At 73.4% G+C, this 22,592-nt stretch carries 20 protein-coding genes; 10 read left to right on the forward strand and 10 right to left on the reverse strand.

Annotated features, from left to right (window positions below; all coding sequences use genetic code 11):
* Positions 1-5 precede the first annotated feature (5 nt).
* Positions 6-1,484 (forward strand): FGGY-family carbohydrate kinase, encoded by a 1,479-nt coding sequence (locus tag ABZ840_RS24590; RefSeq protein WP_361562272.1) that lies wholly within the window; start codon positions 6-8, stop codon positions 1,482-1,484.
* 27 nt (positions 1,485-1,511) lie between these two features.
* Here the strand turns inward: ABZ840_RS24590 and ABZ840_RS24595 are convergent, their stop codons facing one another.
* On the reverse strand, positions 1,512-3,134 hold the full coding sequence (locus ABZ840_RS24595) for a tannase/feruloyl esterase family alpha/beta hydrolase (RefSeq protein ID WP_361562273.1): 1,623 nt from the start codon (positions 3,132-3,134) through the stop codon (positions 1,512-1,514).
* 225 nt (positions 3,135-3,359) lie between these two features.
* Here ABZ840_RS24595 and ABZ840_RS24600 point away from each other — a divergent pair, with 225 nt between their 5' ends.
* Positions 3,360-3,587, forward strand: a complete 228-nt coding sequence (locus ABZ840_RS24600) for a DUF6480 family protein (protein ID WP_361562274.1) — start codon at positions 3,360-3,362, stop codon at positions 3,585-3,587.
* A gap of 37 nt (positions 3,588-3,624) precedes the next feature.
* On the opposite strand, the gene ABZ840_RS24605 is transcribed toward ABZ840_RS24600, so the two are convergent.
* Together ABZ840_RS24605 and ABZ840_RS24610 are read right to left on the reverse strand one after the other, a co-directional pair.
* Entirely contained in the window at positions 3,625-5,388 is a 1,764-nt protein-coding gene (locus ABZ840_RS24605; RefSeq protein ID WP_361562275.1) for a coagulation factor 5/8 type domain-containing protein, read from the reverse strand.
* Positions 5,389-5,545: 157 nt separating this feature from the next.
* A complete protein-coding gene (locus tag ABZ840_RS24610; RefSeq protein ID WP_361562276.1) occupies positions 5,546-6,049 on the reverse strand; it encodes a metallophosphoesterase in 504 nt (167 codons plus the stop codon).
* Positions 6,050-6,129: 80 nt separating this feature from the next.
* Here ABZ840_RS24610 and ABZ840_RS24615 point away from each other — a divergent pair, with 80 nt between their 5' ends.
* Complete coding sequence (locus ABZ840_RS24615; protein WP_361562277.1) at positions 6,130-7,371, forward strand: ROK family transcriptional regulator; 1,242 nt, start codon at positions 6,130-6,132, stop codon at positions 7,369-7,371.
* Positions 7,372-7,389: 18 nt separating this feature from the next.
* On the opposite strand, the gene xylA is transcribed toward ABZ840_RS24615, so the two are convergent.
* Positions 7,390-8,553, reverse strand: a complete 1,164-nt coding sequence (xylA, locus tag ABZ840_RS24620; RefSeq protein ID WP_361562279.1) for a xylose isomerase — start codon at positions 8,551-8,553, stop codon at positions 7,390-7,392.
* 131 nt (positions 8,554-8,684) lie between these two features.
* Here xylA and xylB point away from each other — a divergent pair, with 131 nt between their 5' ends.
* Positions 8,685-10,163: a xylulokinase gene (gene xylB / locus ABZ840_RS24625; RefSeq protein ID WP_361562281.1), complete on the forward strand. Its 1,479-nt coding sequence runs from the start codon at positions 8,685-8,687 to the stop codon at positions 10,161-10,163.
* A 49-nt stretch (positions 10,164-10,212) separates the two neighbouring features.
* On the opposite strand, the gene ABZ840_RS24630 is transcribed toward xylB, so the two are convergent.
* Both ABZ840_RS24630 and ABZ840_RS24635 read right to left on the reverse strand, forming a co-directional pair.
* Positions 10,213-10,947, reverse strand: coding sequence for a Mut7-C RNAse domain-containing protein (locus tag ABZ840_RS24630; protein WP_361562282.1), 735 nt, complete (start codon positions 10,945-10,947; stop codon positions 10,213-10,215).
* Between the two features lie 15 nt (positions 10,948-10,962).
* Positions 10,963-11,625 carry a TetR/AcrR family transcriptional regulator gene (locus ABZ840_RS24635; RefSeq protein WP_361562284.1) on the reverse strand — a complete coding sequence of 221 codons (663 nt, stop codon included), beginning with the start codon at positions 11,623-11,625 and terminating at the stop codon, positions 10,963-10,965.
* A gap of 184 nt (positions 11,626-11,809) precedes the next feature.
* Here ABZ840_RS24635 and ABZ840_RS24640 point away from each other — a divergent pair, with 184 nt between their 5' ends.
* Complete coding sequence (locus ABZ840_RS24640) at positions 11,810-13,399, forward strand: long-chain fatty acid--CoA ligase (RefSeq protein WP_361562286.1); 1,590 nt, start codon at positions 11,810-11,812, stop codon at positions 13,397-13,399.
* Between the two features lie 6 nt (positions 13,400-13,405).
* Here the strand turns inward: ABZ840_RS24640 and ABZ840_RS24645 are convergent, their stop codons facing one another.
* On the reverse strand, positions 13,406-14,212 hold the full coding sequence (locus tag ABZ840_RS24645; protein WP_361562287.1) for an enoyl-CoA hydratase-related protein: 807 nt from the start codon (positions 14,210-14,212) through the stop codon (positions 13,406-13,408).
* Between the two features lie 205 nt (positions 14,213-14,417).
* On the opposite strand from ABZ840_RS24645, the gene ABZ840_RS24650 reads away from it, so the two are divergent.
* The 4 genes from ABZ840_RS24650 (at position 14,418) to ABZ840_RS24665 (ending at position 17,106) form a co-directional block, all read left to right on the forward strand.
* The gene (locus ABZ840_RS24650) at positions 14,418-14,792 is read left to right on the forward strand and encodes a hypothetical protein (RefSeq protein WP_361562289.1); all 375 of its coding nucleotides are present in this window, start codon (positions 14,418-14,420) and stop codon (positions 14,790-14,792) included.
* An 89-nt stretch (positions 14,793-14,881) separates the two neighbouring features.
* Positions 14,882-15,379, forward strand: coding sequence for a helix-turn-helix domain-containing protein (locus tag ABZ840_RS24655; protein WP_361562291.1), 498 nt, complete (start codon positions 14,882-14,884; stop codon positions 15,377-15,379).
* Between the two features lie 126 nt (positions 15,380-15,505).
* Positions 15,506-16,042 (forward strand): SRPBCC family protein, encoded by a 537-nt coding sequence (locus tag ABZ840_RS24660; RefSeq protein WP_361562293.1) that lies wholly within the window; start codon positions 15,506-15,508, stop codon positions 16,040-16,042.
* Positions 16,042-17,106, forward strand: a complete 1,065-nt coding sequence (locus ABZ840_RS24665; RefSeq protein WP_361562295.1) for an LLM class flavin-dependent oxidoreductase — start codon at positions 16,042-16,044, stop codon at positions 17,104-17,106. Before ABZ840_RS24660 ends, ABZ840_RS24665 begins: the two co-directional genes overlap by 1 nt.
* Before the next feature lie 7 nt (positions 17,107-17,113).
* Here ABZ840_RS24665 and ABZ840_RS24670 read toward each other — a convergent pair whose 3' ends face one another.
* Positions 17,114-17,638, reverse strand: a complete 525-nt coding sequence (locus tag ABZ840_RS24670) for a DinB family protein (protein WP_361562297.1) — start codon at positions 17,636-17,638, stop codon at positions 17,114-17,116.
* Positions 17,639-17,786: 148 nt separating this feature from the next.
* Here ABZ840_RS24670 and ABZ840_RS24675 point away from each other — a divergent pair, with 148 nt between their 5' ends.
* Positions 17,787-19,244: an FG-GAP and VCBS repeat-containing protein gene (locus tag ABZ840_RS24675; RefSeq protein ID WP_361562298.1), complete on the forward strand. Its 1,458-nt coding sequence runs from the start codon at positions 17,787-17,789 to the stop codon at positions 19,242-19,244.
* Between the two features lie 111 nt (positions 19,245-19,355).
* On the opposite strand, the gene ABZ840_RS24680 is transcribed toward ABZ840_RS24675, so the two are convergent.
* Positions 19,356-20,858, reverse strand: a complete 1,503-nt coding sequence (locus ABZ840_RS24680) for an amino acid permease (RefSeq protein WP_361562300.1) — start codon at positions 20,856-20,858, stop codon at positions 19,356-19,358.
* 138 nt (positions 20,859-20,996) lie between these two features.
* A complete protein-coding gene (locus ABZ840_RS24685; protein ID WP_361562302.1) occupies positions 20,997-22,538 on the reverse strand; it encodes an altronate dehydratase family protein in 1,542 nt (513 codons plus the stop codon).
* Positions 22,539-22,592 lie beyond the last annotated feature (54 nt).

A 22,592-nucleotide genomic window follows, 5' to 3' on the forward strand; every position in this document is an offset into this window, starting at 1 on the left:
TGCGCATGGTTCCTCACGCAGTGATCGGTGTCGACATCGGCACCTCCAGCAGCAAGGGCGTCCTGGTCGGGCCGGACGGCACACTGCTCCGCTCGGCCGTCCGCGAGCACACCGTCGACCGGCCGGCCCCGGGACACGTCGAGATGGACGCCGCCGTCTGGTGGGAGGAGTTCGGCTCGCTCGTCCGTGAGCTGACCGCGGACGGCGGGCCCGAGGTCGGCGCCGTCGGCGTCAGCGGCATGGGCCCGTGCGTCCTGCTCACCGACGCCGACGACGTGCCGCTGCGGCCCGCGATCCTGTACGGCGTCGACACCCGCGCCACCGAGCAGATCGCCCGGCTGGAAGAGCGGCTGGGCGCCGAGGAGATCCGGGCGCGCTGCGGATCGGGGCTCAGCAGCCAGGCCGCCGGGGCGAAGATCGCGTGGGTCGCGGACGAGGAGCCGGAAGTGTTCGCCCGCGCCCGCCGCCTCTACATGCCCAGCTCCTGGCTGGTCCGTAAGCTCACCGGTGCCTACGTCCTGGACCACCACTCCGCGAGCCAGACCACGCCGCTCTACGACACCGTCGCCCGCGACTGGTACGCGCCGTGGACCGAACTGATCTGCCCGGACCTGGAACTTCCGCCGCTGCGCTGGTCCGGCGAGGCCGCCGGCACCGTCACCGCCGAGGCCGCCCGGCAGACCGGCCTGCCGGCCGGCATCCCCGTCATCACCGGCACGGTCGACGCCTGGGCCGAGGCCCTGAGCGTCGGCGCGCACTCCGTCGGCGACCTGATGCTGATGTACGGCACGACGATGTTCCTCGTTCACACCGTGCCGGGGCTGCTCACCGCGCCCGCCCTGTGGAGCACCGTCGGCGCGCTGCCCGGCACCCGCAACCTCGCCGGCGGCATGGCCACCTCCGGCGCGGTCACCGCCTGGCTGCGCGATCTGACCGGCGCGCCCGACCACGCCGATCTGCTGCGGGCGGCCGAGGCGTCCGGCACCGGGGCCAACGGCCTGCTGATGCTGCCGTACTTCGCGGGCGAACGGACGCCGGTCATGGACCCGCAGGCCCGCGGCGTCATCGCGGGCCTCACCCTCTCCCACACCCGCGGCGACCTCTACCGCGCGGCGCTGGAGGCCACCGCGTTCGGCGTCCGGCACAACATCGAGGCCATCGAGGCGGTCGGCGGCGACATCCGGCGGGCCGTCGCGGTGGGCGGCGGCACGCAGGGCGGGCTCTGGACGCAGATCGTCTCCGACGTCACCGGCCGTGAGCAGGAGGTTCGTACAACCTCCATCGGCGCGAGCTACGGCGGCGCCCTGCTCGCCGCTCAGCTCCTCGGCGACGTCACGGCCGACGACTGGAACCCGGTGCGGGAGACGGTCGTGCCGGACCCGGCGGCCGCCGCGGAGTACGCCGAGCTGTACGGGCTGTACCGCGACCTCTATCCGGCGACGGCGGACGTGGTCCACGCCCTCGCCGCCCGCGGGAGCCGCTGACCGGGGACGGCCCCCCGGCCGCCGGGGTCAGCGGACGCACCGGAAGCTGTCCGCGCGGCCGGGGTCGCCGCCGGTGTACCGCGGCCGGCCCGGGTAGGCGCAGAGCGGCCGCGTACGGCCGTTCCCGGCAGGGGAGTTGTCCGCGACCACCGGGTGTGCGGGCGCGGTGCCGCGCTCCACCCAGGTGTCGAGGGCGCCGAGCGAGTCCCAGCCCGCGGCGAACGCGGCGTCGACGTTGGCGTGGTTGGCGCCGGGCACGAGGTAGAAGCGCGCGAACGCGTCCGCCGCCCGCTTCCCCATGACCTTCCGCATCCGCTCGGCGTACTCCACGGTCGAGCGGTGGCTGACCAGTTCGTCGGCGGTGCCGTGCAGGAGCAGCAGCCGCCCGCCGGCCGCCGCGAAGGGCCGCAGGTCCGGATCGTTGACATCCTGGAGGGCCGACAGCGCGCTGATGCGCTCCCGCCAGGGGCCCGGCCGGCGCGGGTCGACCGACAGCGCGCCGGCCGCCGGGTCGCGGGTGACGAAATGCTTCACCCACTGGTCCCAGAAGCGCACGCCGTACCCGCTGGTCGCCGGCATCGGGTCGGCCGGCGCCGTGGTGCCCATGCCCAGCCGCGGCGTGGTCATGTCGGCCCCGGAAAGGAAGGGGAAGCCCGGGTAGCTCCGCTCGCCGCTCGCGATGCGGTAGGGCCAGGTGAAGCGCGAGGACAGCATGCGCACGGCGCGGATCTGCGGGTCCGAGAGGCAGGCGTCACCGCGGTCGGCGCCGTCCCGGCAGCGCAGCACGCGCGGGTCGAAGCGGCAGCCCGCCTCGTCCGAGATCACACCGTCGCGGAGCCCGTCGTCGCCGTCGCAGGCCGCCAGCACCCGGTCGTACAGCAGGCGTTGCTCCGCCTGGTTCAGGAACGCGCCGGGGCGCGCCAGGACCTGTGCCTCGTACCCGAAGAACAGGTCCAGGCTCGCCGCGTTCCAGGCCGGGTAGGCGGAGATCACGCCGTCGAAGTCGCGCGGCCAGCGCTGCGCGACGGCCAGCGCCTCGCGCCCGCCGGTCGAGCCGCCCGCGAAGTAGGACTGCCGGGGCGGCCCGTCGCCGTACCGCTTCCCGATGACGTACAGCGCCGCGTCGCGGGTCTTCTTCAGCGCGTCGCCCGCGAAGTTGCGCAGCGCCTCGTCGTTGCGGGCGAACGAGCCGTCGAGCGAGGGATCGGCGGCCTGCGAGCGGTGGCCGGAGTCGCTCGCGAAGGTGGCGTACCCGCGCGCCAGCGGGGTGGGGCCGCCTGCCGTGCCGAACGGCACGTTGCCCGCGACGTCCGGCACGGCGCCGTCGTAGCCCCCGCCGCCGAACATCACCGCCTTGTGGTTCCAGCCGGCCGGCAGGCCGATCCGTACGGTGATGTCCGGCGCCGCGCGGTCCACCGGGCGCACGGCCAGCTCCACCCGGCAGTACGCGCCGAGGGACTGGGTGCCGGGCACCTCCTGGGCGGTCGTCACCTCGCCGCCCCCGGTGGGCAGTCCGATGGCGGCGGCCGGCACGGTGGTGCCCCGCAGGTCCGCGCAGTCCGCGGGGGCCGCGCCGTGTGCCGGGGGCGCCGGCACGCTGCCGAGCAGCAGGAGCAGCCCTGCCGCCGTCCAGGGAAGAACGTGTCGCATGCGCACCTCCGGGAACCCGTCGTACAGCACCGCACCGGATCCTGCGCGCGGTCCCGCTCCGCGGCTATGTGAACGGGCCCCACGGCGGCGCGCCGGATCCTGTGGGCACCGGGGGTTCCGCCACCCGGCGGGGCGCCGCGCTGAGCACGCGCCGGTACCCCGGCACCGCGGGAGCACCGTGGTAGATGTTGCGTGCCCCGCGCCGTGAACAGGAGAGGCGTTCGTATGACCGAGCAGAATCCGGACCCGGACCCGCGGCGCACGCCGGGGCTGGAGCCCGGCGGTGGCGTGCCGCCGGGCGAGACCCCGCCTGCCGAGGGCAGCACTCCCTGGGCGGGTCCGCAGGAGACGTACAACCCGGCCAAGGGCTGGGGCAAGGGGCCGCTGATCGCGATCGGCATCGTGGTCGTGCTCTGCGCGGTCTTCTTCCTCGCCTACGCGATCATGCTGTGATGCTGCCGGGGGCGGTGGGGGTCCGCCCCCGGGCTCCTCAGGGGTAGGAGACCACCTTCGACGGCACGGTGTCGGTGCCCGAGGTGGCGGCCCCGGTGTCGTTGATGACGTGCTCGAACTGGCCGTGGCCGCTGAGCGAGACCACCAGCAGGTCGTGGAACTTCACCCCGGAGGTGCGGGGCGCAGCGAAGCCGTGGTCCTGGCGGATCGTCGGGTCCACGTTGTAGTAGCAGTAGCTGCCCATGCCCCAGCCCTCGTGCGTGGTGACCGAGTCGGCGACCTTGTACGCGGCGAAGCCCTTGAGGCTGCCGTTCTGGATCGCGGCCTGGTTCGGCGCGTCGTACGCCTTCTCGTTCTGGAAGAAGATGGTCCGGCCGCGCTCGCCGCGCCACTCCACGTCGTACTTGTTGAAGTGCTCGACGAACAGGCCGGTCGCGAGGACGTCGGCGCCGTTGACGCGGACGCCGTAGTCGGCGCGGTTGGTCTCCCAGCCGACGCCGTCGCCGTGGTCGGCGCGCCAGACCCAGGTGTGGTCGACGATCGTGTGCCGGCTGTTGATCACCATGCTGACGGTGGCCTTGCCCGCGCCCGCGCCGCCGATCCGGATGAAGACGTCCTGGACGGTGGTCGGGTTGGCGGAGTGGTCGGCGGACGCGCCGGTGGGGCCGACCTCCAGGAGGGTGGCGGAGTTGGTGGTGCCCGCGTCGATCAGGAAGCCGGCGAGCCGTACGCCGTCGACGTCGGCGACCTTCACGGCCGTCGCGCCGTTGTCCGGGATGATCGTCGCGTAACCGAGGCCGAGCACCACGGTGTTGGCGCGCTTGACCTCGATGGCCCGGTCGACGTGGTAGATGCCGGGCGTGAACAGCAGGTGGAGGCCCTGCTCCAGGGCCGCGTTCAGGGTGGCGGCGGTGACGCCGGGCTTGGCGACGTAGAACTGGTCCAGTGGCAGGGAGGTGCCGCGCGGGGTGCCGTTGCCCCAGGTGGTGCCGCGGGCGTTCGTGCGCTTCTCGGGGAGGAAGACCCGGTACGCGCTGCCGTCCAGGTAGAGGAAGGGCTTCTCGCGGGAGATGGGGGTGGTGTTCAGGGTGGTGTACGGCGGTTCGGGGAAGCTCTGCGCCGGGGCGCCCTCGACGCCGGAGAAGACCATGTTCCACACCGCGTTGGTCCAGCCGCCCACCGAGCTGTCGCGGGTGTACCACTGCTGCTGCGAGTAAGGGCCCACCGTGCCGTCGATGCGGCTGTCGGCGATGTAGCCGCCGCTGGCCCAGCCGTAGCCGTCGGGCGCGAGGTTCAGCCCGCCGCGGATGTGCATCCTGCGGAACGGCGCGGCCTGCGCGACCGCCCAGCGGTTGGTGCCGTTGACCGGGGTGAGGGCGAGGTTCTCCGCGGAACGCCAGAAGTTCTGCGTGGCGTTGCCGTTGAACCAGCCCGCGTCCACGGTGACATCGCCGTTGATGGACGTGTCGTCGGGGGAGAGGCCGAGCCCCGCGATGGAGGTGTAGAAGCCGAGCTGGGCGTTGAGGCCCTGGTACGTGCCCGGCTTGAAGAGCAGTGCGTACCGGCCGGTGCCGAACTGGGCTCTCTCCTGCTGCCGGAAGATCTCGTCCAGCTTGCCCTGGATATTCGGGGTGCCGGGGTCGAAGACGATGACGTTCGGGCCGAGGTCGCCGCCGCCGGGGAGGGCGGCGGGCCTCCCGGGTGCGGCGGGTGCCGCGGCGGCGGGGGTGGCGAGGGCCGGGAGGCCGGCCGCCGGGACGGCTGCGGCCATGGCGGCCAGGACGGTGCGGCGTGCGGGCATGGCGTCTCTCCTTGTTCAGGAAATGAATGGTGGGGATTCCCTGGGAGCGCTCTCTTGCCCGACGCATGTTCATCGCATGGCGACATAGCGTCAAGAGGTACGGACCAAATGGACTGTACTTTTCGTTGGTTGGAGGCGAATCGTTGGAGGTGAAGCGTCAGCGGCGCGGCGGCAGCCGGTGCAGCTCCACGTCGCTCAGCTCGCCGTCGGCCGCGGTCAGGGTGAGGTACGTGCAGTACGGCTGGCGGCGGCGGTCCGTCGGGGAGCCGGGGTTGAGCAGCCGCAGGCCGCCCGGCGCGACGGTGTCCCAGGGGATGTGGCTGTGGCCGAAGACCAGCACGTCCAGGTCCGGGAAGCGCTCGGCGCAGCGGCGCTCGCGGCCCTGCGCGGCGCCGGTCTCGTGCACGACACCGAAGCGCAGCCCGCCCAGTTCGGCGCGTGCCACCTCCGGCAGCCGGGCCCGCAGCTCCGGCCCGTCGTTGTTGCCGTACACGCCGATGACCCGGCGGGCCCGCGCCTCCAGCAGGTCCAGCGTCGCGGTGTCCACCCAGTCGCCGGCGTGCAGCACGGCGTCCGCGCGCGCGATCTCCGCGAGGAGCGGGTCCGGCAGGACCTTGGCGCGCTTGGGCAGATGGGTGTCGGCGGTCAGCAGCAGACGCACCGGGCGGCCTCCCTGGCGTACGGGCTCGCCACGGTACACGTGGTCCGCTCCGGGGCCCGGTCGCATAGGCTCACCGGGCGATGAAGAACACTCAGGTGCCGCCGGCGGCGAAGGCGGACAGGTCCACCGTGCGGCGGCACAACCTCAGCCTGGTGCTGCGGGTGGTGCACGACGAGGGCGAGGTCACCCGCGCGGCGGTGGCGGCGCGCGTGGGGCTGACCCGCGCGGCGGTGTCCTCGCTGGTCGAGCAGCTCATGGCCGGCGGTTTCCTGGTCGAGTCGGGCAAGACCTTCAGCGGCCAGGCGGGCCGCCCCGGCACCGTGCTGAAGGTCGCGGGCACCGGCCCGGCCGGGCTCGGCGTCGAGATCAACATCGACTACGTCTCGGTGTGCGTGGTGGACCTCGCGGGCACGGACCGGGTCCGGCTCACCACCCACCTCGACAACCGGGGCGTGCCTCCCGAAGAGGTCATCGACCGCGCCGTCCGGATCGCCGCGCGCACCCTGGAGTCCGCCGCGGAGCAGGAGCTGCGCCCGGCCGGGGTGCGGCTCGCGGTGCCGGGCCTGGTCTCCGGCGGCACGGTGCGCCAGGCTCCCAACCTCGGCTGGAACGGGGTGGCGGCCGAGGGGATGTTCGCGCAGGCCCTGGCCCGGCTGCGGCCCGGCGCACGCCCGCTGCCGGTCGGCTCGGACAACGAGGCGAACAGCGCGGCCCTCGCCGAGCTGTGGTTCGGCGGCCTGGACCGGGTGCGCAGCTTCCTGTACCTGACGGGCGAGACCGGCGTCGGCGGCGCGCTCGTGCTGGACGGTGAACTGCTGCGCGGGGCGCACGGCTTCGCGGGCGAGATCGGGCACGTGGTGGTGGACCCGGACGGGCCCGAGTGCCGCTGCGGGGCGCGCGGCTGCCTGGAGCAGTACGCGGGCCAGGCGGCGCTGCTGCGCAACGCGGGGCTGGAGCAGGGCACGGCCGGGGCGCCCGCCGTCACGGAGCTGGAGCGGCGGGCCCGGCAGGGCGATACGCGTGCGGTGGCGGCGATCGAGGAGGCCGGGCGGCGGCTCGGGCTGGTGCTCTCGGGCGCGGTGAACCTCTTCGACCCGGACGCCGTGGTGCTCGGCGGCAGCTACCGGCTGCTCATGCCGTGGCTGGCGCCCGCCACCCACGCCGAGCTGGCCCGGCGGGTGGTGTCGGGCCTGTGGAGCGCGGACGGCGGGCGGCTGCGCGCCTCGTCCTCCTCGGGGGACGCCGCACGGGGCGCCGCGGCCCAGGTCGTACGGGAGGTCCTGGCGGACCCGGTGGCGTACACGGAGGGGCAGCCGGACTAGCCCCTCCGCGACGCTTCGTCAGCGGACCGCGAGCAGGTGCTCCATCGCGAGCTGGTCGAGGCGCTCGAAGGCCATCGAGCGGCCCGCGGCCGCCGCCACGTCGAACTCCTCGTACGCGGCGCGGTCGGCGCGCAGCGCGGCGAGGCCGTCGGCCGCCGTGGGCTGCGCGAGCTGGTCCAGGCGGGAGTCGCGCAGCGCCTGCTGGACCTCGGGGTCGGCCCGGAACGCGGCGGCCCGCTCGCGCAGGATCAGGTAGTTGCGCATGCAGTTCTTCGCGGACTCCCACACGCCGTCGTAGCCGTCGGTGCGCACCGGCTTGAAGTCGAAGTGGCGCGGGCCGGCGTAACCGGCGGTCTCCAGCAGGTCCACCAGCCAGAAGGCCTGTCGCAGGTCGCCGGCGCCGAAGCGCAGGTCCTGGTCGTACTTGATGCCGTTCTGGCCGTTCAGGTCGAGGTGGAAGAGCTTGCCCGCCCACAGGGCCTGCGCGATGCCGTGCGGGAAGTTCAGCCCGGCCATCTGCTCGTGGCCGACCTCCGGGTTCACACCGAACAGTTCGGGCCTCTCCAGCCGCTCGATGAAGGCCAGCGCGTGGCCGACGGTGGGCAGCAGGATGTCGCCGCGCGGCTCGTTGGGCTTCGGCTCGATGGCGAAGCGCAGCCCGTAGCCCTGCTCGGTGACGTACTCCGCGAGCAGGTCGAAGGCCTCCTTCATGCGGTCCAGCGCGTCGCGCACGTCCTTCGCGCCGCCGGACTCCGCGCCTTCCCGGCCGCCCCATGCCACATACGTCTCGGCGCCCAGCTCGGCCGCGAGGTCGATGTTGCGCATGGTCTTGCGGAGCGCGAAGCGGCGTACGTCGCGGTCGTTGGCGGTGAAGCCGCCGTCCTTGAAGACCGGGTGGGTGAACAGGTTCGTGGTCGCCATCGGGACCTTCAGGCCGGTGGCGTCCAGCGCCGCGCGGAACCGCTTGACGATCGCGTCGCGCTCGGCGTCCGCCGACCCGAAGGGGATCAGGTCGTCGTCGTGGAAGGTGACGCCGTACGCGCCCAGCTCCGCCAGCCGTTCGACGGACTCCACCGGGTCCAGGGCGGGTCGGGTGGCCACACCGAAGGGGTCGGTGCCGGTCCAGCCGACGGTCCACAGGCCGAACGTGAACCGGTCCTCGGGGGTGGGGGTGTAGCTCATGGGACACCTCTCTTGCGTCGCACCTATTAGGCTGCCGACCTATTAGTAAGGGCAGAAAACAAATTAGTATGCGGCGCAGTCGCGGGGAAGCCCCACGGCGGACCGACCGGAAAATCCGTCAAGGAGGAAGCGTGCGCGGACAGCAGCGCGTGGTCATCGGCGTGGACAGCTCGACGCAGGCCACCAAGGCCGTCGTCGTCGACATCGATACCGGCCGCATGCGGGGACAGGGGCGCGCCCCGCACACCGTCACCGGCGCCGACGGCGCCCGGGAGAGCGACCCGGAGGCATGGTGGAGCGCGCTCGGCGAGGCCGTCGCCGCCGGGCTGAAGGACGCGGGCGCCGACCCGTCCGCCGTCGCGGGCATCGCCGTCGCGGGGCAGCAGCACGGCCTCGTCGTGCTGGACGCGGCCGGCCGGCCCGTGCGCCCGGCCCTGCTGTGGAACGACACCCGCTCGGCGCCGCAGGCCGCCGCCCTCACCGACGCGCTCGGCGGTCCGGCCGGCTGGCTCGCCCGTACGGGGTCGGAGCCGGTCGCCTCCATGACCGCCACCAAATGGCAGTGGCTGCGGGAGCACGAACCGGCCGCCGCCGACGCCGCTGCCGCCGTCCGGCTGCCGCACGACTTCCTCACCGAGCGCCTCTCCGGCGCCGCCGTGACCGACCCCGGCGACGCCTCGGGCACCCTCTGGTACGCCACCACGACCGGCGCCTACGACCCGGACCTCCTCGACCTCGTCGGCATGGACGCGAAGCTGCTGCCCGAGGTCGCGCCGACCGGCGCGGCCCGCGTCGGCACGCTGACCCCGGCCGCCGCCGACGCGCTCGGGCTGCCCGCCGGCACCGTCGTGGCCGCGGGCACCGGGGACAACATGGCCGCCGCCGTCGGCCTCGGCCTGGGCGGCGCCGGCCTGCTCGACCACCCCGTGGTCAGCCTCGGCACCTCCGGCACCGTCTTCGCCGCCAGCCGCACCCGGCCCGCAGCACCCGGTATCGCGGGCTTCGCCGCCGCCGACGGCGGCCACCTCCCCCTCGGCTGCACCCTGAACTGCACGCTCGCCGTCGACAAGGTCGCGGCCCTGCTCGGGCTGGACCGCGCGGACGCCGAGCCGGGCGGGACGGCGGTCCTCCTGCCGTACCTCGACGGCGAGCGCACCCCCGACCTGCCGCACGCCTCCGGGCTGCTCACCGGCATCCGTCACGACACCACCCCGCGGCAGCTGCTCGGCGCGGCGTACGAAGGCGCCGCGTTCACCGTGCTGCGCGCGCTGGACGAACTGCTGCGCGCCTGCGGCCTGGACCCCGCGGCGCCGGAGGTGCGGGACCGCCCGCTGCGGCTGACCGGCGGCGGCGCGCAGGGCCGCTTCTGGCGGGACACCGTACGGCGGCTCTCCGGCCGCCCGCTCGTCGTGCCGCACCACACCGAACTGGTCGCGCTCGGCGCGGCGGCGCTGGCCGCCGGCGCGGTGACCGGGGACGACCCGGTGGCCCTCGCGACCGCCTGGGGCGCGGGGGAGGGCGAGGCGCTGCCGCCGCTGCCGCGCGACCGGGCGGCCTGGGACCGCATCGAGGAGGTGCTGGACCGGGCGGCCCCGACGCTGCTGCGCTGAGCCTGGCGGGGACGCGGGCCCGGGTTTTGACGGGCCCGGTGCGGGCCCGTCAGGCCACCGCGTCCCCGAACTCCCGTACCGCCTCGTCCACGATGGCCTCCAGCTTCGCGTGGTGCGCCCCGCGCCAGTAGACCCGGTCGCAGGCGGTGCACTGCGCGAAGACGTCGTACGTGCGCCGCGTGCCGTGCTCCAGCCGCTCGCGCACCGATTCCTTGTCCGCGTCCGTCAGCTCGCCGTTGCACGCCGTGCAGCGCGTCCACGGGGCCAGCCGGGGCGCGAACCGGCCCAGTACGTCCCGGAGTTGCTCGTCCGGCCGGTCGCTGTAGACGAACGCGCCCGCCCACAGCTCCCGGCGGCGCAGCAGGCCGCGGTCCCGGGAGAGCAGCACGCGGCGCTGGGCCGCCGAGCGGGTGGCCAGTTCGGGATCGCCGATGTCCTCGCTCTCGTACGCCGCGTCCACGCCCAGCAGCCGCAACCGGCGCGCGAGCGTGCCGAGATGGACGTCGAGGAGGAAGCGCAGCGGCGCGCCGGGCACGTTCTGCGGCCGGCGGACCGCGAGCACCTCGACGCTCTCCCGCTCCCGCGGCACGTACGAGACCGGCCGCTCGCGGCCGTCGACGAGCACCGCGCCGACCTCCGTGAGCGGCACCCCGAGCGATTCGACGATGTGGCCGAGCGTGGACGACCCGTCGGTGACGAAGGCCGTGGTGCCTTTGCGTCGGGCGGGCGCGGCGAGTCCGTGCAGCTCAGAGGCGAAGTTGATGGTGATCTCCGGACCGTTCACCCCCACAGCATGCCATCATTGCGCGGCGCCGGACCGGGGATTTTCCGCCGTGCCGACGACGCGCGCGTACTGGGCCGCCAGCCCCTCCAGCAGGGCCTCCAGCCCGGTCTCGAAGGCGCCCTCGTCGACCGACCGCTGGTGCTGGGCCAGCAGGTGGGCCTGGTCGAGGTGCGGGTAGGTGCCCGCGTACAGCTCCGCGTCGGTGGGGAAGCCGGCGGCGAACGAGCCGAGCGCCGAGCCGGTGATGAAGTACCGCATCGAGGCGCCGATGTGCGTGGCGTGCGCGCGGGGCCAGCCGGCCGCGACCAGGCCGCCGAAGACGGCGTCGGCCAGCCGCAGGGAGTTCGGGCGGTGCGCGGCCCGACGGGTGAGGGCCGGGACGAGGTTCGGGTGGCCGGCGAGGGCCGCGCGGTAGGAGCGGGCCCAGTCGCGCAGTGCCGTGCGCCAGTCCAGGCGGCCGAACATCGACAGGTCGACCTGGCCGACGACCTGGTCCACGAGCGCGTCGACCAGTGCGTCCATGGTCCGGAAGTGGTTGTAGAGGGACGGGCCGGTCACGCCGAGGACGGCCGCGAGCCGCCGGGTCGAGAGGGCCTGGAGCCCTTCCTCGTCCACGATCCGCAGGGCCGCACCGGTGATCCGGTCACGGCTGAGCAGTGGCTGGCGCGGGCGGGCCACGGTGTACCTCCTGGGCGGGGCCGGCGGGAGCTGGACCCTACACGGTGCGTGCCCGGACGGTCGCGGAGCACCCCTTTTCAGCGGCGTTACGGCGGAGTAGGGTGCGAAAAACTTGCACCGCTAGTTTACGGGTAGCGGGCGCGTCGTACACAGCGTCGTACACGGCGAACAGGAGCATCCGCACATGACCACCCTGTCCCTGGCCACGATCCTCGCCGAGGCCGCCCGCCGCCGCCCCGACCACCTCGCCCTCGTCGAGGGCGAGCGGCGGCTGACCTTCGCGGAGCTGTGGCGGCAGGCCAGGACCCAGGCCGCGGCGCTCGGCGCGCTCGGCGTGCGGCCCGGCGACAAGGTCGCCCTGATGGCGCCGAACACCGCCGAATTCCCGCGTGCCTACTACGCGATCCTCGCCGCGGGCGCGGTCGTGGTCCCCGTCCACCTGCTGCTCTCGCCGGGCGAGGTGGCGCACGTGCTGCGCGACAGCGGCGCGAAGCTGCTGCTCTGCCACGCGGGCCAGGCGGCGACCGGTGGCGAGGCCGCGGCCGCCACGGGCGCACGGATGGTCACGATCGGGCCCGAGGCCAGGGTGCCGGGCGCCGACGGCCGGCTGGAGGACCTGGCGGAGACCGTGGCGCCGCTGCCCACCTACGCCACCCGCGAGGCCGAGGACCCGGCCGTGGTCTTCTACACCAGCGGCACCACCGGCGTCCCCAAGGGCGCCGTCCTCACCCACCTCAGCCTGGTCATGAACGCCACCGTCAACGCGTTCGACTCCCACGAGGTGCAGCCGGACGACATCACCCTCGGAGCGCTGCCGCTCTACCACACCTTCGGACAGACGGCGAGCATGAACTCCTCCTGGCGCCGCGGCGCCACGCTCGTCCTCCAGCCGCGCTTCGACGCCGCCGCGGCCCTGGAGCTGATGGTGCGGGAGGGCGTCAACACCTTCCAGGGCGTGCCGACCATGTACGTACGGCTCCTGGAGGCCGCGGGCGGGGCGGCCGAACTGCCCCGGCTGCGCCGGTGCGTCTCGGGCGGCGCCTCGCTCCCGGTGCCGGTGCTGGAGAAGTTCACCGAGGTGTTCGACACCGAGGTGTACGAGGGGTACGGGCTCTCCGAGACCTCGCCGACCGCGGCCGTCAACCAGCCCGTCTTCGGCACCCGCGCGGGCAGCGTGGGCCACGCGATCTGGGGCGTGGACGTGGAGATCGCGGCGCCCGAACCGGCCGACCGCATCGAGCTGCTGCCCGCCGGCGAGCCGGGCGAGGTCGTCGTGCGCGGCCACAACGTCTTCGCCGGTTACCTCGGCCGCCCGGAGGAGACCGCGGCGGCCCTGGTGGGTGGGGGTGCCCCTGGCAGTGAGGGCGTAGCCGGCGGGGGAGGGTGGTTCCGCACCGGGGACATCGGCACGAAGGACGCCGACGGGTTCCTCCGCATCGTCGACCGCAAGAAGGACCTGATCATCCGCGGCGGGTTCAACGTCTACCCGCGCGAGGTGGAGGAGGAGCTGCTGCGCCACCCGGGCATCGCGGAGGCCGCGGTGATCGGCCTGCCGCACGCCACCCACGGCGAGGAGGTCTGCGCCGTCCTCATTCGCGACAAACACGCGGACCCCGCGCCCACCGCCGAGGAGATCATCGACTGGTCCAGGGAGCGGCTGGCCAAGTACAAGTACCCGCGCCGCGTCGAGTTCGTCGACGCCTACCCGCTCGGCCCGAGCCACAAGGTCCTCAAGCGCGAGCTGCGGGCCCGGTTCACGGAGGGAGCCGAGTAGCGGCCGTCAGTGGTGGCGGAAGTCGGGGGCGCGCCGCTCGCGGAAGGCCGCGACGCCCTCGACCGGGTCCGGGCCGGTGAGGTCCAGGGCCGCCGCGAGCCACTCCTGGTCCAGATAGTCGCGCAGCGAGGGCGAGTTGCCGGCCGCGGTCAGCATGCGCTTGGTGAGCATCAGCGCGTCGGGCGCCCCGGCGGCCAGCCGTACCGCCAGCTCCAGCGCCTCCTTGAGCGCGCTGCCGTCCGGCACCACCCGGTTGACCAGCCCCATCGCCTCAGCCCCGGCGGCCGGCAGCCGTTCGCCCAGCATCGTCAGCTCCGCGGCGCGCCGGGTGCCGACCGCCTGGGCCAGGAACCACGCGCAGCCGCCGTCCGGCACGAGGCCGCGTTCCACGAACGGCGAGGCGAAGAAGGCGCTTTCGCCGGCCACGGTCATGTCGCAGGCCAGCGCGTACGACCAGCCGATGCCGACCGCCGCGCCCTCCACCGCCGCGAGCACCGGCTTCGGCAGCCGGTGCAGCCGGTCCACCGTGCCCTGCAGCAGCCCCAGCCGCTTGGCCGGTCCCGCGACGCCGCGGCCAGGCATCCGGGGCGCCTTGAGGTCGGCGCCCGCGCAGAAGTGCCCGCCGGTGCCGGTGAGGACGACGGCCCGTACCGCGTCGTCCTCGGCTTCCCGTACCGCGTCCTCCAGACCGCGGATGGCGCCGTTGCCCAGTGCGTTGCGGCGGGCCGGGCCGTCCAGCGCGATCTGCAGCACGCCCGGCGCGGGCGTAGTGGTGCGTACCTGGGTCTCGGGCGTCCCGCTCACGTCGCTCACTCGGCTCCTCCGGCTCGTCGGGGCAGGGCCACGCTAGGCCGCGCTGATCAGCGGCGTCCACCCTTGCGACAGGGAAAGGTGTACTGAGCAGATACCGACCGGTATGCGCCGGTCCCCGTGTCCGGCCGCGCTTCCGGCGCCCGTACCGTGACAATGGCCGGAGCCACGGACAGCGGCGGACGGCGACAAACAGCGAGGCGGGGACATGCGCGTGGGGTTGCTACGAGCGGTGGGCGCGGCGACGGCGCTGTACGGCGTGGCCGTGACGGCCGTGCCCGATCTGCTCGCCCGCCCTTCGGGGCTGGCGGACGCGGACGGCCGGGTGGCGGAGGAGGCCCGGATCTCGCTGCGGCCGCTCGCCTGGCGGGACGCGGCGAGCGGTGTCGCGCTGGCCCTGGCTCCCGAGGGGCCCGCGCTGCGGACGGCCGCGCTGGTCCGGATCGCCGCCGACTTCGGGGACGCGGTCCTGCTCGGCGCCACGCTCCCGGACCCGGCCACGCGGCGGAAGGCCGTCGCCGTCTCCGTGGGCTGGGGCACCCTCTCCGTCGTCGGCCTCCTCGCGCGCGGCAAGCGGACGTAGCGGCTCCGGCCTGCCGGGTGACGTAGCGGCTCCTGCCTGCTGGGTCTCGTCAAAAGACCTGGCGCCCGGCCTTCCGTATCCTGGCGGCCATGAGGCGCACTTCCTTTGCCCGCTGGCCCTGCTCGATCGCCCGCACGATGGACCTGCTGGGCGACTGGTGGACGCCGCTGGTGCTGCGCGAGGCGTTCTACGGAATCCACCGGTTCGACGCGCTCCAGGAGGCGCTGGGCATCGCCCGCAACACCCTGACGGACCGGCTGCGCCGGCTGGTGGACGAGGGGCTGCTGGAGAAGCGGCCGTACCAGACCGAGCCGGTGCGGTACGACTACGTCCTCACCGAGAAGGGCCGCGACTTCTTCACCGTCCTGCTGGCCATGAACCGCTGGGGCGACCGCTGGCTGGCCGGCGAGCAGGGGCCGCCGGTCGTCTTCCACCACGATCCGTGCGGACACGAGAGCCACGCCGAGGTGGTCTGCGCCGACTGCGGCGAGCCGATGACGGCGGAGAACACCCACGCCCGGATGGGCCCGGGCTATCCGGCGAAGCTGGCCGAACGCCCGGACGTACAGGAGCGGTTCGCACGCTGAGGCCTGCCGGGGTGCGAGCGCCGCCCCCGGCCGTGTTCGCCGCGGCCGACCCTTGACAGGTGAGTTCATCTACGCAACTTTGGTGGTCAGAACGTTTTCGTGAGGATCCGAGGAGGCCGGACGGGCATGGAGTGGACGGGCGCACGGTACGCGGACGGGCCGACGGTCGAGGTGGACACCTGGATCGGGGCGCCGCCGGAGCGGGTCTGGGGCCTGGTGTCCGACATCGAGCTGATGCCCGAGCTGAGCGGCGAACTGCAGGCGGCGCAGTGGCTGGACGGCGCGGCCGGCCCGGCCCTCGGCGCCCGCTTCACCGGCAGCAGCGCGCACGAGGCGCTGGGGGAGTGGCGGACGACCTCCCACGTCGTGGAGTGCGTTCCGCCGCGGGCCTTCGCCTGGGCCGTGGAGGACCCCGAACACCCCTCCGCCACCTGGCGGTTCACCCTCACCCCCGAGGACGGCGGCACCCGGCTGCGGCAGTGGGTCCGGCTGGGGCCCGGCCGGTCCGGCCTCTCGCAGGCCATCGAACGGATGCCGGAGAAGGAGCAGAAGATCGTCCACGTCCGGCTGCGGGAGTTCGAGCGGAACATCACCGCCACCCTCGGAGCACTCAAGGAACGGGCCGAGGGCGCGGGCGCCGCCTCCGGCGCGGCGGGCGCCTGATGCGTACGGCGACCACGATCGAGGCGTCCGGCGCGCCCTGGCCCGAGCTGGTGGACCACGTCACCGAGGCCGAGAAGCTGGGCCTGGACATCTGCTGGGTGGCCGAGGCCTGGGGCGCCGAGGCGCCGTCCGCGCTGGGGTACCTCGCCGCGCGCACCGACCGCATCCTGCTCGGTTCCGGCGTCATCCAGCTCGCGACCCGTACGCCGGTGGCCATCGCACGCGCCGCGCTCACCCTCTCGCAGCTGTCCGAAGGCCGCTTCCTGCTCGGCCTCGGGCCGTCCGGGCCGCAGGTGATCGAGGGGCTGCACGGTGTGCCGTTCGCCCGGCCGCTGACCCGGATGCGGGAGACCGTCGAGATCGTGCGGCAGGCGGTGTCCGGCGAGAAGATCGACTACTCGGGGCGGGAGTTCACCGTCCCGCTGCCGGGCGGCGAGGGCCGGCCGATGCGCCTGTCGATGCGCGCCGAGCACGACATCCCCGTCTACCTGGCCACCCTCTCGCCGAAGACGCTCCGGCTCACCGGCGAGATCGCCGACGGCTGGCTGGGCACGTCCTTCGTGCCCGAGGGGGCGAAAGCTGCCTACTTTGACCACCTGGACGCGGGGCTGTCCGCCGCCGGCCGGACGCGTGCGCAACTCGACGTCTGCCAGGGCGCCGAGGTGGCGTTCGCCGACGACGAGGACGCGCTGCGCGCGATGGTGGCCGGCCGGAAGAAGGAACTGGCCTTCAGCCTGGGCGGCATGGGCTCGGCGCGCACCAACTTCTACAACGCCGCCTACAGCCGCCAGGGCTGGGCCGAGGTCGCCGCCGCCGTACGGGAACGCTGGCAGGCCGGCGACCGGGAGGGCGCGGCCGGGCTGGTCACCGACGAGATGGTGCTCGGCACCACCCTCATCGGCACCGAGGAGCGGGTCCGTGACCGGCTGCGGGTCTGGCAGGCCGCGGGCGTCGACACCGTACGCCTCTACCCCGCGGGCGACACCCCGGAGGCCCGCCTCGCCACCCTGGGCCGCGCCGTGGACCTGGTACGCCAGGTCACGGCGGAACGAGAGGCGGCTTAGCGCGCTCTCAGGCGCCCACCGTGCCGTCGATGGCCTCGCGGAGGAAGTCCGCGTGGCCGTTGTGGCGGGCGTATTCGAGGGTGACGTGGTGCATGACGAGGCGGAGTGAGACGTCCTCGCCCCAGCGGGCGGCGTGGGCGGTGACGTCGAGCGAGGGGGCCGCCGCCTCGATGCGGCGGGCGTGTGCGACCTCCGTCCGCCAGGCGGCGAACGCCTCCTCGCGGGAGGCGGTGCGCGCGTCGTACGCGACCTGGTAGTCCCCCTCGTCCGACCAGACGAGGGGGACGTCCTCGGCGTCGATCACCCGGCGGAACCAGGTGCGCTCGACCTCGGCCATGTGCCGTACCAGGCCGAGCAGGGTGAGCGTGGACGGTGGAGCGGAGCGGCGGCGCAGCTCCTCGTCGGTCAGGCCCTCGCACTTCATCGCGAGCGTGGCGCGGTGGTAGTCGAGGATGGCGCGCAGCGTCTCCCGTTCCCCGCCGCGCACCGGCGGCCCGATCCGTTCGACACTGCCGGCGCTCTCGGTGGTCACCGGTGCTCCCTTCCCCCGTGCCGCGCCCGTGCCGCGGCCTCGGCGGGAGATTACCGCGTGGCCACCCACACCTCTCCCTTCCCGTACAACCCTTCGGGCTCGCCGGAGGTCATCTCGGAGTTCGTATGGATGAACTGGAGAGAAACGTATGTCCCAGCCCCCTCGCAAGCGTTCCCGGCGTTCCGTCGCCCTGGGCGCCACCGTTGTCGCAGCCGCCCTGGCCGGCGGACTGCTCATCGCCCTGCCCGGCAGCGCAAGTGCTGCCGCGTCGGGCCTCGCCGACGACTTCAACGGTGACGGCTACCGCGATCTGGCGACCGCCGCCCCGGGTGCGGTCGCGAACGGGAAGGCCAAGGCGGGTGCCGTGGTCGTCAACTACGGCTCGTCCAGCGGGATCAGCGCCGCGCGCCACAAGACCACGACGCAGAGTTCCTCCGGCGTGCCGGGCGCCTCGGAGACCTCCGACCGCTTCGGCACCGAACTCGCGCACGGCGACCTGAACAACGACGGCTACGGCGATCTCGTCGTGGGCACACCGCAGGAGGATGTCGGCGGCGATGCCGACGGCGGTTCGGTCACGATCCTCTGGGGCGGCGCCTCCGGCCTGTCGGGCGGCACGACGGTCGGCGACCCGAACGCCTCGGGCCACGACCGGTTCGGCCAGTCCCTCGCGGTCGGCGACTTCACCGGTGACGGGAAGGCCGATCTGGCGGTCGGTTCCACCGGCAAGGACGTGTGGATCTTCAAGGGCGGCTTCACCAAGTCCGGTGGCGCGGCCGGGAAGCTGCGCTTCGACGCGCAGATCGAGTCCGGCGGGTACCCCAAGGGCGCCGTCCAGATGGCCGCCGGGGACTTCGACGACGACGGGGTCGACGACGTGGTGGTGGGGTCGTCCGCGGGCAACTTCGTCTACCGGGGCACCTCGACCGGGCCCACGCTGCAGACCGAGGCGGGCCCGGGCTACGCGGGCGCGCTCACCGTGGCCGACTTCGACCGCGACGGGCACGACGACCTGGTCGTCGGCACCGACTTCCTCGCCATCTTCGACCAGACGGCCGAGGGCGGCTACGCCACCGTGTTCTACGGCGGCGCTGCGGGCGTCGACACCACGCGCAGCGCCGTCTTCAGCCAGGCGACCGAGGGGGTGCCGGGAGCGGACGAGTCCGACGACCTGTTCGGTGGCACCCTCGCCGCGGGCGATGTCAACGGCGACGGCTACCCGGACCTCGCCGTCGGCGCGAGCTTCGAGACCATCGGCTCCGCCTCCCACACCGGCAACGTCTGGGTGCTGCACGGTGGCGCCGCCGGCCTGACGGGGAACGGCGCCCAGTCCTTCCACCAGGGCACCCCGGGTGTCCCGGGCGCCAACGAGTCGTCGGACATGTTCGGCGACGCCATCCACCTCGCCGACCACAACAAGGACGGCCGCGCCGACCTGTCGGTGGGCGCGGGCGGCGAGAACAGCGACGACGGCGCCGTGTGGGTCCTGCGCGGCTCCACCGGAGGCACCACGGCCACCGGCGCGGTGAGCTTCGGTGCGTCGTCCGTCGGGATCGGGAAGTCGGGGGAGGACCCCATGTTCGGGGACGTCATGTCGGGCTCCTGAGCCGGCGGGCGGATAACCGGAAGGGGCGGCACCGGAGGATTCCGGCGCCGCCCCTTTCCTGGTGCCGCTCATGGCAGGCGACGTCGCCCGTGGCACACCACAGCCAGGTCGTCAGCCCGCTTCGGGCCGCACCGCGGGGGTTTCCTGTTCCTTCCCCAGCAGGCTGTGGCGCCGGCCGTAGCCGAAGTACAGCGCGAGGCCGACCGCGAGCCAGACCAGGAAGCCGATCCAGGTGAACACCTGGAGGTTGAGCATCAGGTACAGGCAGCACAGGAGGGAGACCAGCGGGATGACCGGCACCCAGGGCGTACGGAAGGCCCGGGGCAGGTCGGGCGCGGTCCGGCGGAGGATCAGCACGCTCGCGGAGACCGCGCCGAACGCGAAGAGCGTGCCGATGTTGACCATCTCGGCGAGCAGGTCGAACTTCAGGAACGCGGCCAGGCACGCCATGAGGACGCCCAGCACCCAGAGGTTGATCTTCGGCGTGCCGTGCTTGGGGTCCACCTTGCACAGCGCCTTCGGCAGCAGTCCGTCACGGGCCATCGCGAAGACCACCCGGCTCTGGGAGCGGAAGCAGATCAGGCTCACGGCGGTCAGGCCGACCACCGCGCCCACGCTGATGACGGTGGCGAAGCCCGGGTGCCCCTTCGCCGTGAAGGCGTCGGCGAGCGGTGCCTGCACCGACAGCTCGGAGTAGTGCTGCATGCCGGTGACGACCAGGCACACCGCGACGTAGAGCACGGTGACGATGACCAGCGAGGCGATGATGCCGATCGGCAGGTCGCGCTGCGGCTTGCGGGTCTCCTCGGCGGTGGTGGCGACCATGTCGAAGCCGATGTACGCGAAGAAGACCAGCGCCGCGGCGCTGAGGATGCCGGACACGCCGAACGCGGTCGGGGTGATGCCGGTCAGCACCTGCAGCAGCGGGGCCTGGAGCCCGGAGACCTTGCCGGTCGGCTGGGCGTCGGGGATGAAGGGGTGGTAGTTCGCGGTGTCGATGAGGAACGCGCCCGCGATGATCACCAGCAGCACGATGGCCAGCTTGACCGCGACGAGCACGTTCGTGACGCCCTTGGACAGCTTGCCGCCCGCGATGAGCACGCCGGTGAGCACGAGGATGAGGAGGGCGGCCGGCAGGTTCATCACGGAGCCGTCGCCGCCGCTCACGGCGGCCGGCAGGTGCAGGCCGATGCCGTGCAGCATCGAGTTCAGATAGCCGGACCAGCCGACCGCGACCACCGAGGTGGCCAGCATCAGCTCCAGGCTCAGGGCCCAGCCGATGATCCAGGCGGGCAGCTCGCCGAGCGAGGTGTAGGAGTAGGAGTACGCGGACCCGGCGACCGGCACCGAGGACGCGAATTCGGCGTAACACAGCGCCGCGCAGCCGCAGACCGCTGCGGCGACGACGAAGGAGAGCGCGACGGCCGGGCCGGCCATGTCGCGGGCCACCGTGCCGGTCAGTACGAAGATTCCGGTGCCGAGAATGACACCTACCCCGAGGATGGTGAGATCCAGCGCGGAAAGGTCACGGCGCAGGCGTTGTTCGCCTTCTCCGCGAGCCTCCTTCATTGCGCGTTCGAGGGGCTTCTTTCGTAGCAGACTCACGGTGTTCATCCGAACTCTCAGGGTTACCCGGGAACAGAGGGTGGTGTTCCCGACCAGGGAGTGTCGGACAACCGCGCAGATCACCGCAACGCGACGCTCCGCTGTCTCACATGGTGATACGTCTCGTCCGTGCCGGTATTTGCCCGGTCACATCACCGTACCGATGTGCCACGGCACGAATTCTTCCTCGCCGTATTCCATGGCTTCGCTTTTCGTCGGCTCGCCCGAGGCGACCGCGAGGACCCGTTCGAAAATCGCCCGCCCCGTTTCCTCGACGGTGCTGACGCCGTCAATGATGCCGCCGGTGTCGATGTCCATGTCCTCGGTCATGTGCGCGTACAGCGGGGTATTCGTGGCGAGTTTCAGGCTCGGTACGGGAGCGCAGCCGAAGGCCGAGCCGCGCCCCGTGGTGAAGCAGACGACCTGGGCGCCGCCGGCGACGATGCCGGTCACCGAGACCGGGTCGTAGCCCGGGGTGTCCATGAAGACGAAGCCCTTGCCGGTGACCGGCGCCGCGTAGTCGACGACGTCGGCGAGCGCGGTGGTGCCGCCCTTGGCGACGGCGCCGAGCGATTTCTCCAGGATGGTGGTGAGGCCGCCCGCCTTGTTGCCGGGGGAGGGGTTGTTGTCCATCGAGCCGCCGTTCCTCGCGGTGTACTCGCGCCACCACGCGATCCGCTCCAGCAGCTTCTCGCCGACCTCCCGGGTGACCGCGCGGCGCACGAGCAGCTGCTCCGTGCCGTAGATCTCCGGGGTCTCACCCACGACGCCGGTGCCGCCGTGCCGGACCAGCCGGTCCACGGCGTCGCCGAGCGCCGGATTGGCGGTGATGCCGGAGTAGGAGTCGGAGCCGCCGCAGTTCGTGCCGAGGATCAGTTCGCTCGCCGGCACCGTCGTCCGGCGGGCCCGGTCGGCGGCCGGCAGCATGTCGGTCAGCCGCTCGATCCCGGCCGCCACGGTCTTCCGCGTCCCGCCCAGCTCCTGGATCGTGCTCGCGAAGACCGGCAGGTCGGAGCGGAGCGGCAGCCCGTCGGTCAGCGCCTTGACCTGGTTGTCCTCGCAGCCCAGCCCGAGGAGCAGGAAGCCGGCGAAATTGGGGTGGGTGAGGTAGCCGCGCATCACGCGGCGCAGCACCTCGATGCCCTCGCCGTCCGCCGCCAGCCCGCAGCCCTGCCCGTGGGTGAGGGCGACGACGCCGTCGATGTGGCCGTAGTCGTCGAGGACGCCGGAGTGGCGGAGCCGTGCGGCGATCTGCTTGGCGGCGGTGGCCGAGCAGTTGACGCTGGTGAGGATCCCCAGGTAGTTGCGGGTGCCGACCGAGCCGTCGGCGCGTACGTACCCCTGGAAGGTGGCCCGCTCGGCGGCCGGCAGGAGCTCCGTGGGCCGGGCGTCCACGGAGAACTCGTAGGCGCGCTCGAACTCCCGGTACTCCAGATTGTGCAGATGGACGTGGTCGCCCGGCGCGATGTCCGCCGCCGCGAAGCCGATGATCTGCCCGTACCGCAGCACCGGCGCGCCCCGGCGGACGGCGCGCAGGGCGATCTTGTGGCCGCGGGGGATGTCACCGCGGAGCGGTACGGCGAGGCCGTCCGCGTCGACCGTGGCGCCCGCCGACAGGTCGGCGACCGCGATCGCGACGTCGTCCTGGGGCCGTAGGCGTAGGGCGCGGGCGGTGGCGGGCAGGACCATGAGCACCTCGATACGTGGACGGAGCGGGGACCGGACAGTCGGGTGTTCGAGATA

The sequence above is a fragment of the Streptomyces sp. NPDC047117 genome (genome assembly GCF_040643545.1).
Taxonomy (GTDB): domain Bacteria; phylum Actinomycetota; class Actinomycetes; order Streptomycetales; family Streptomycetaceae; genus Streptomyces.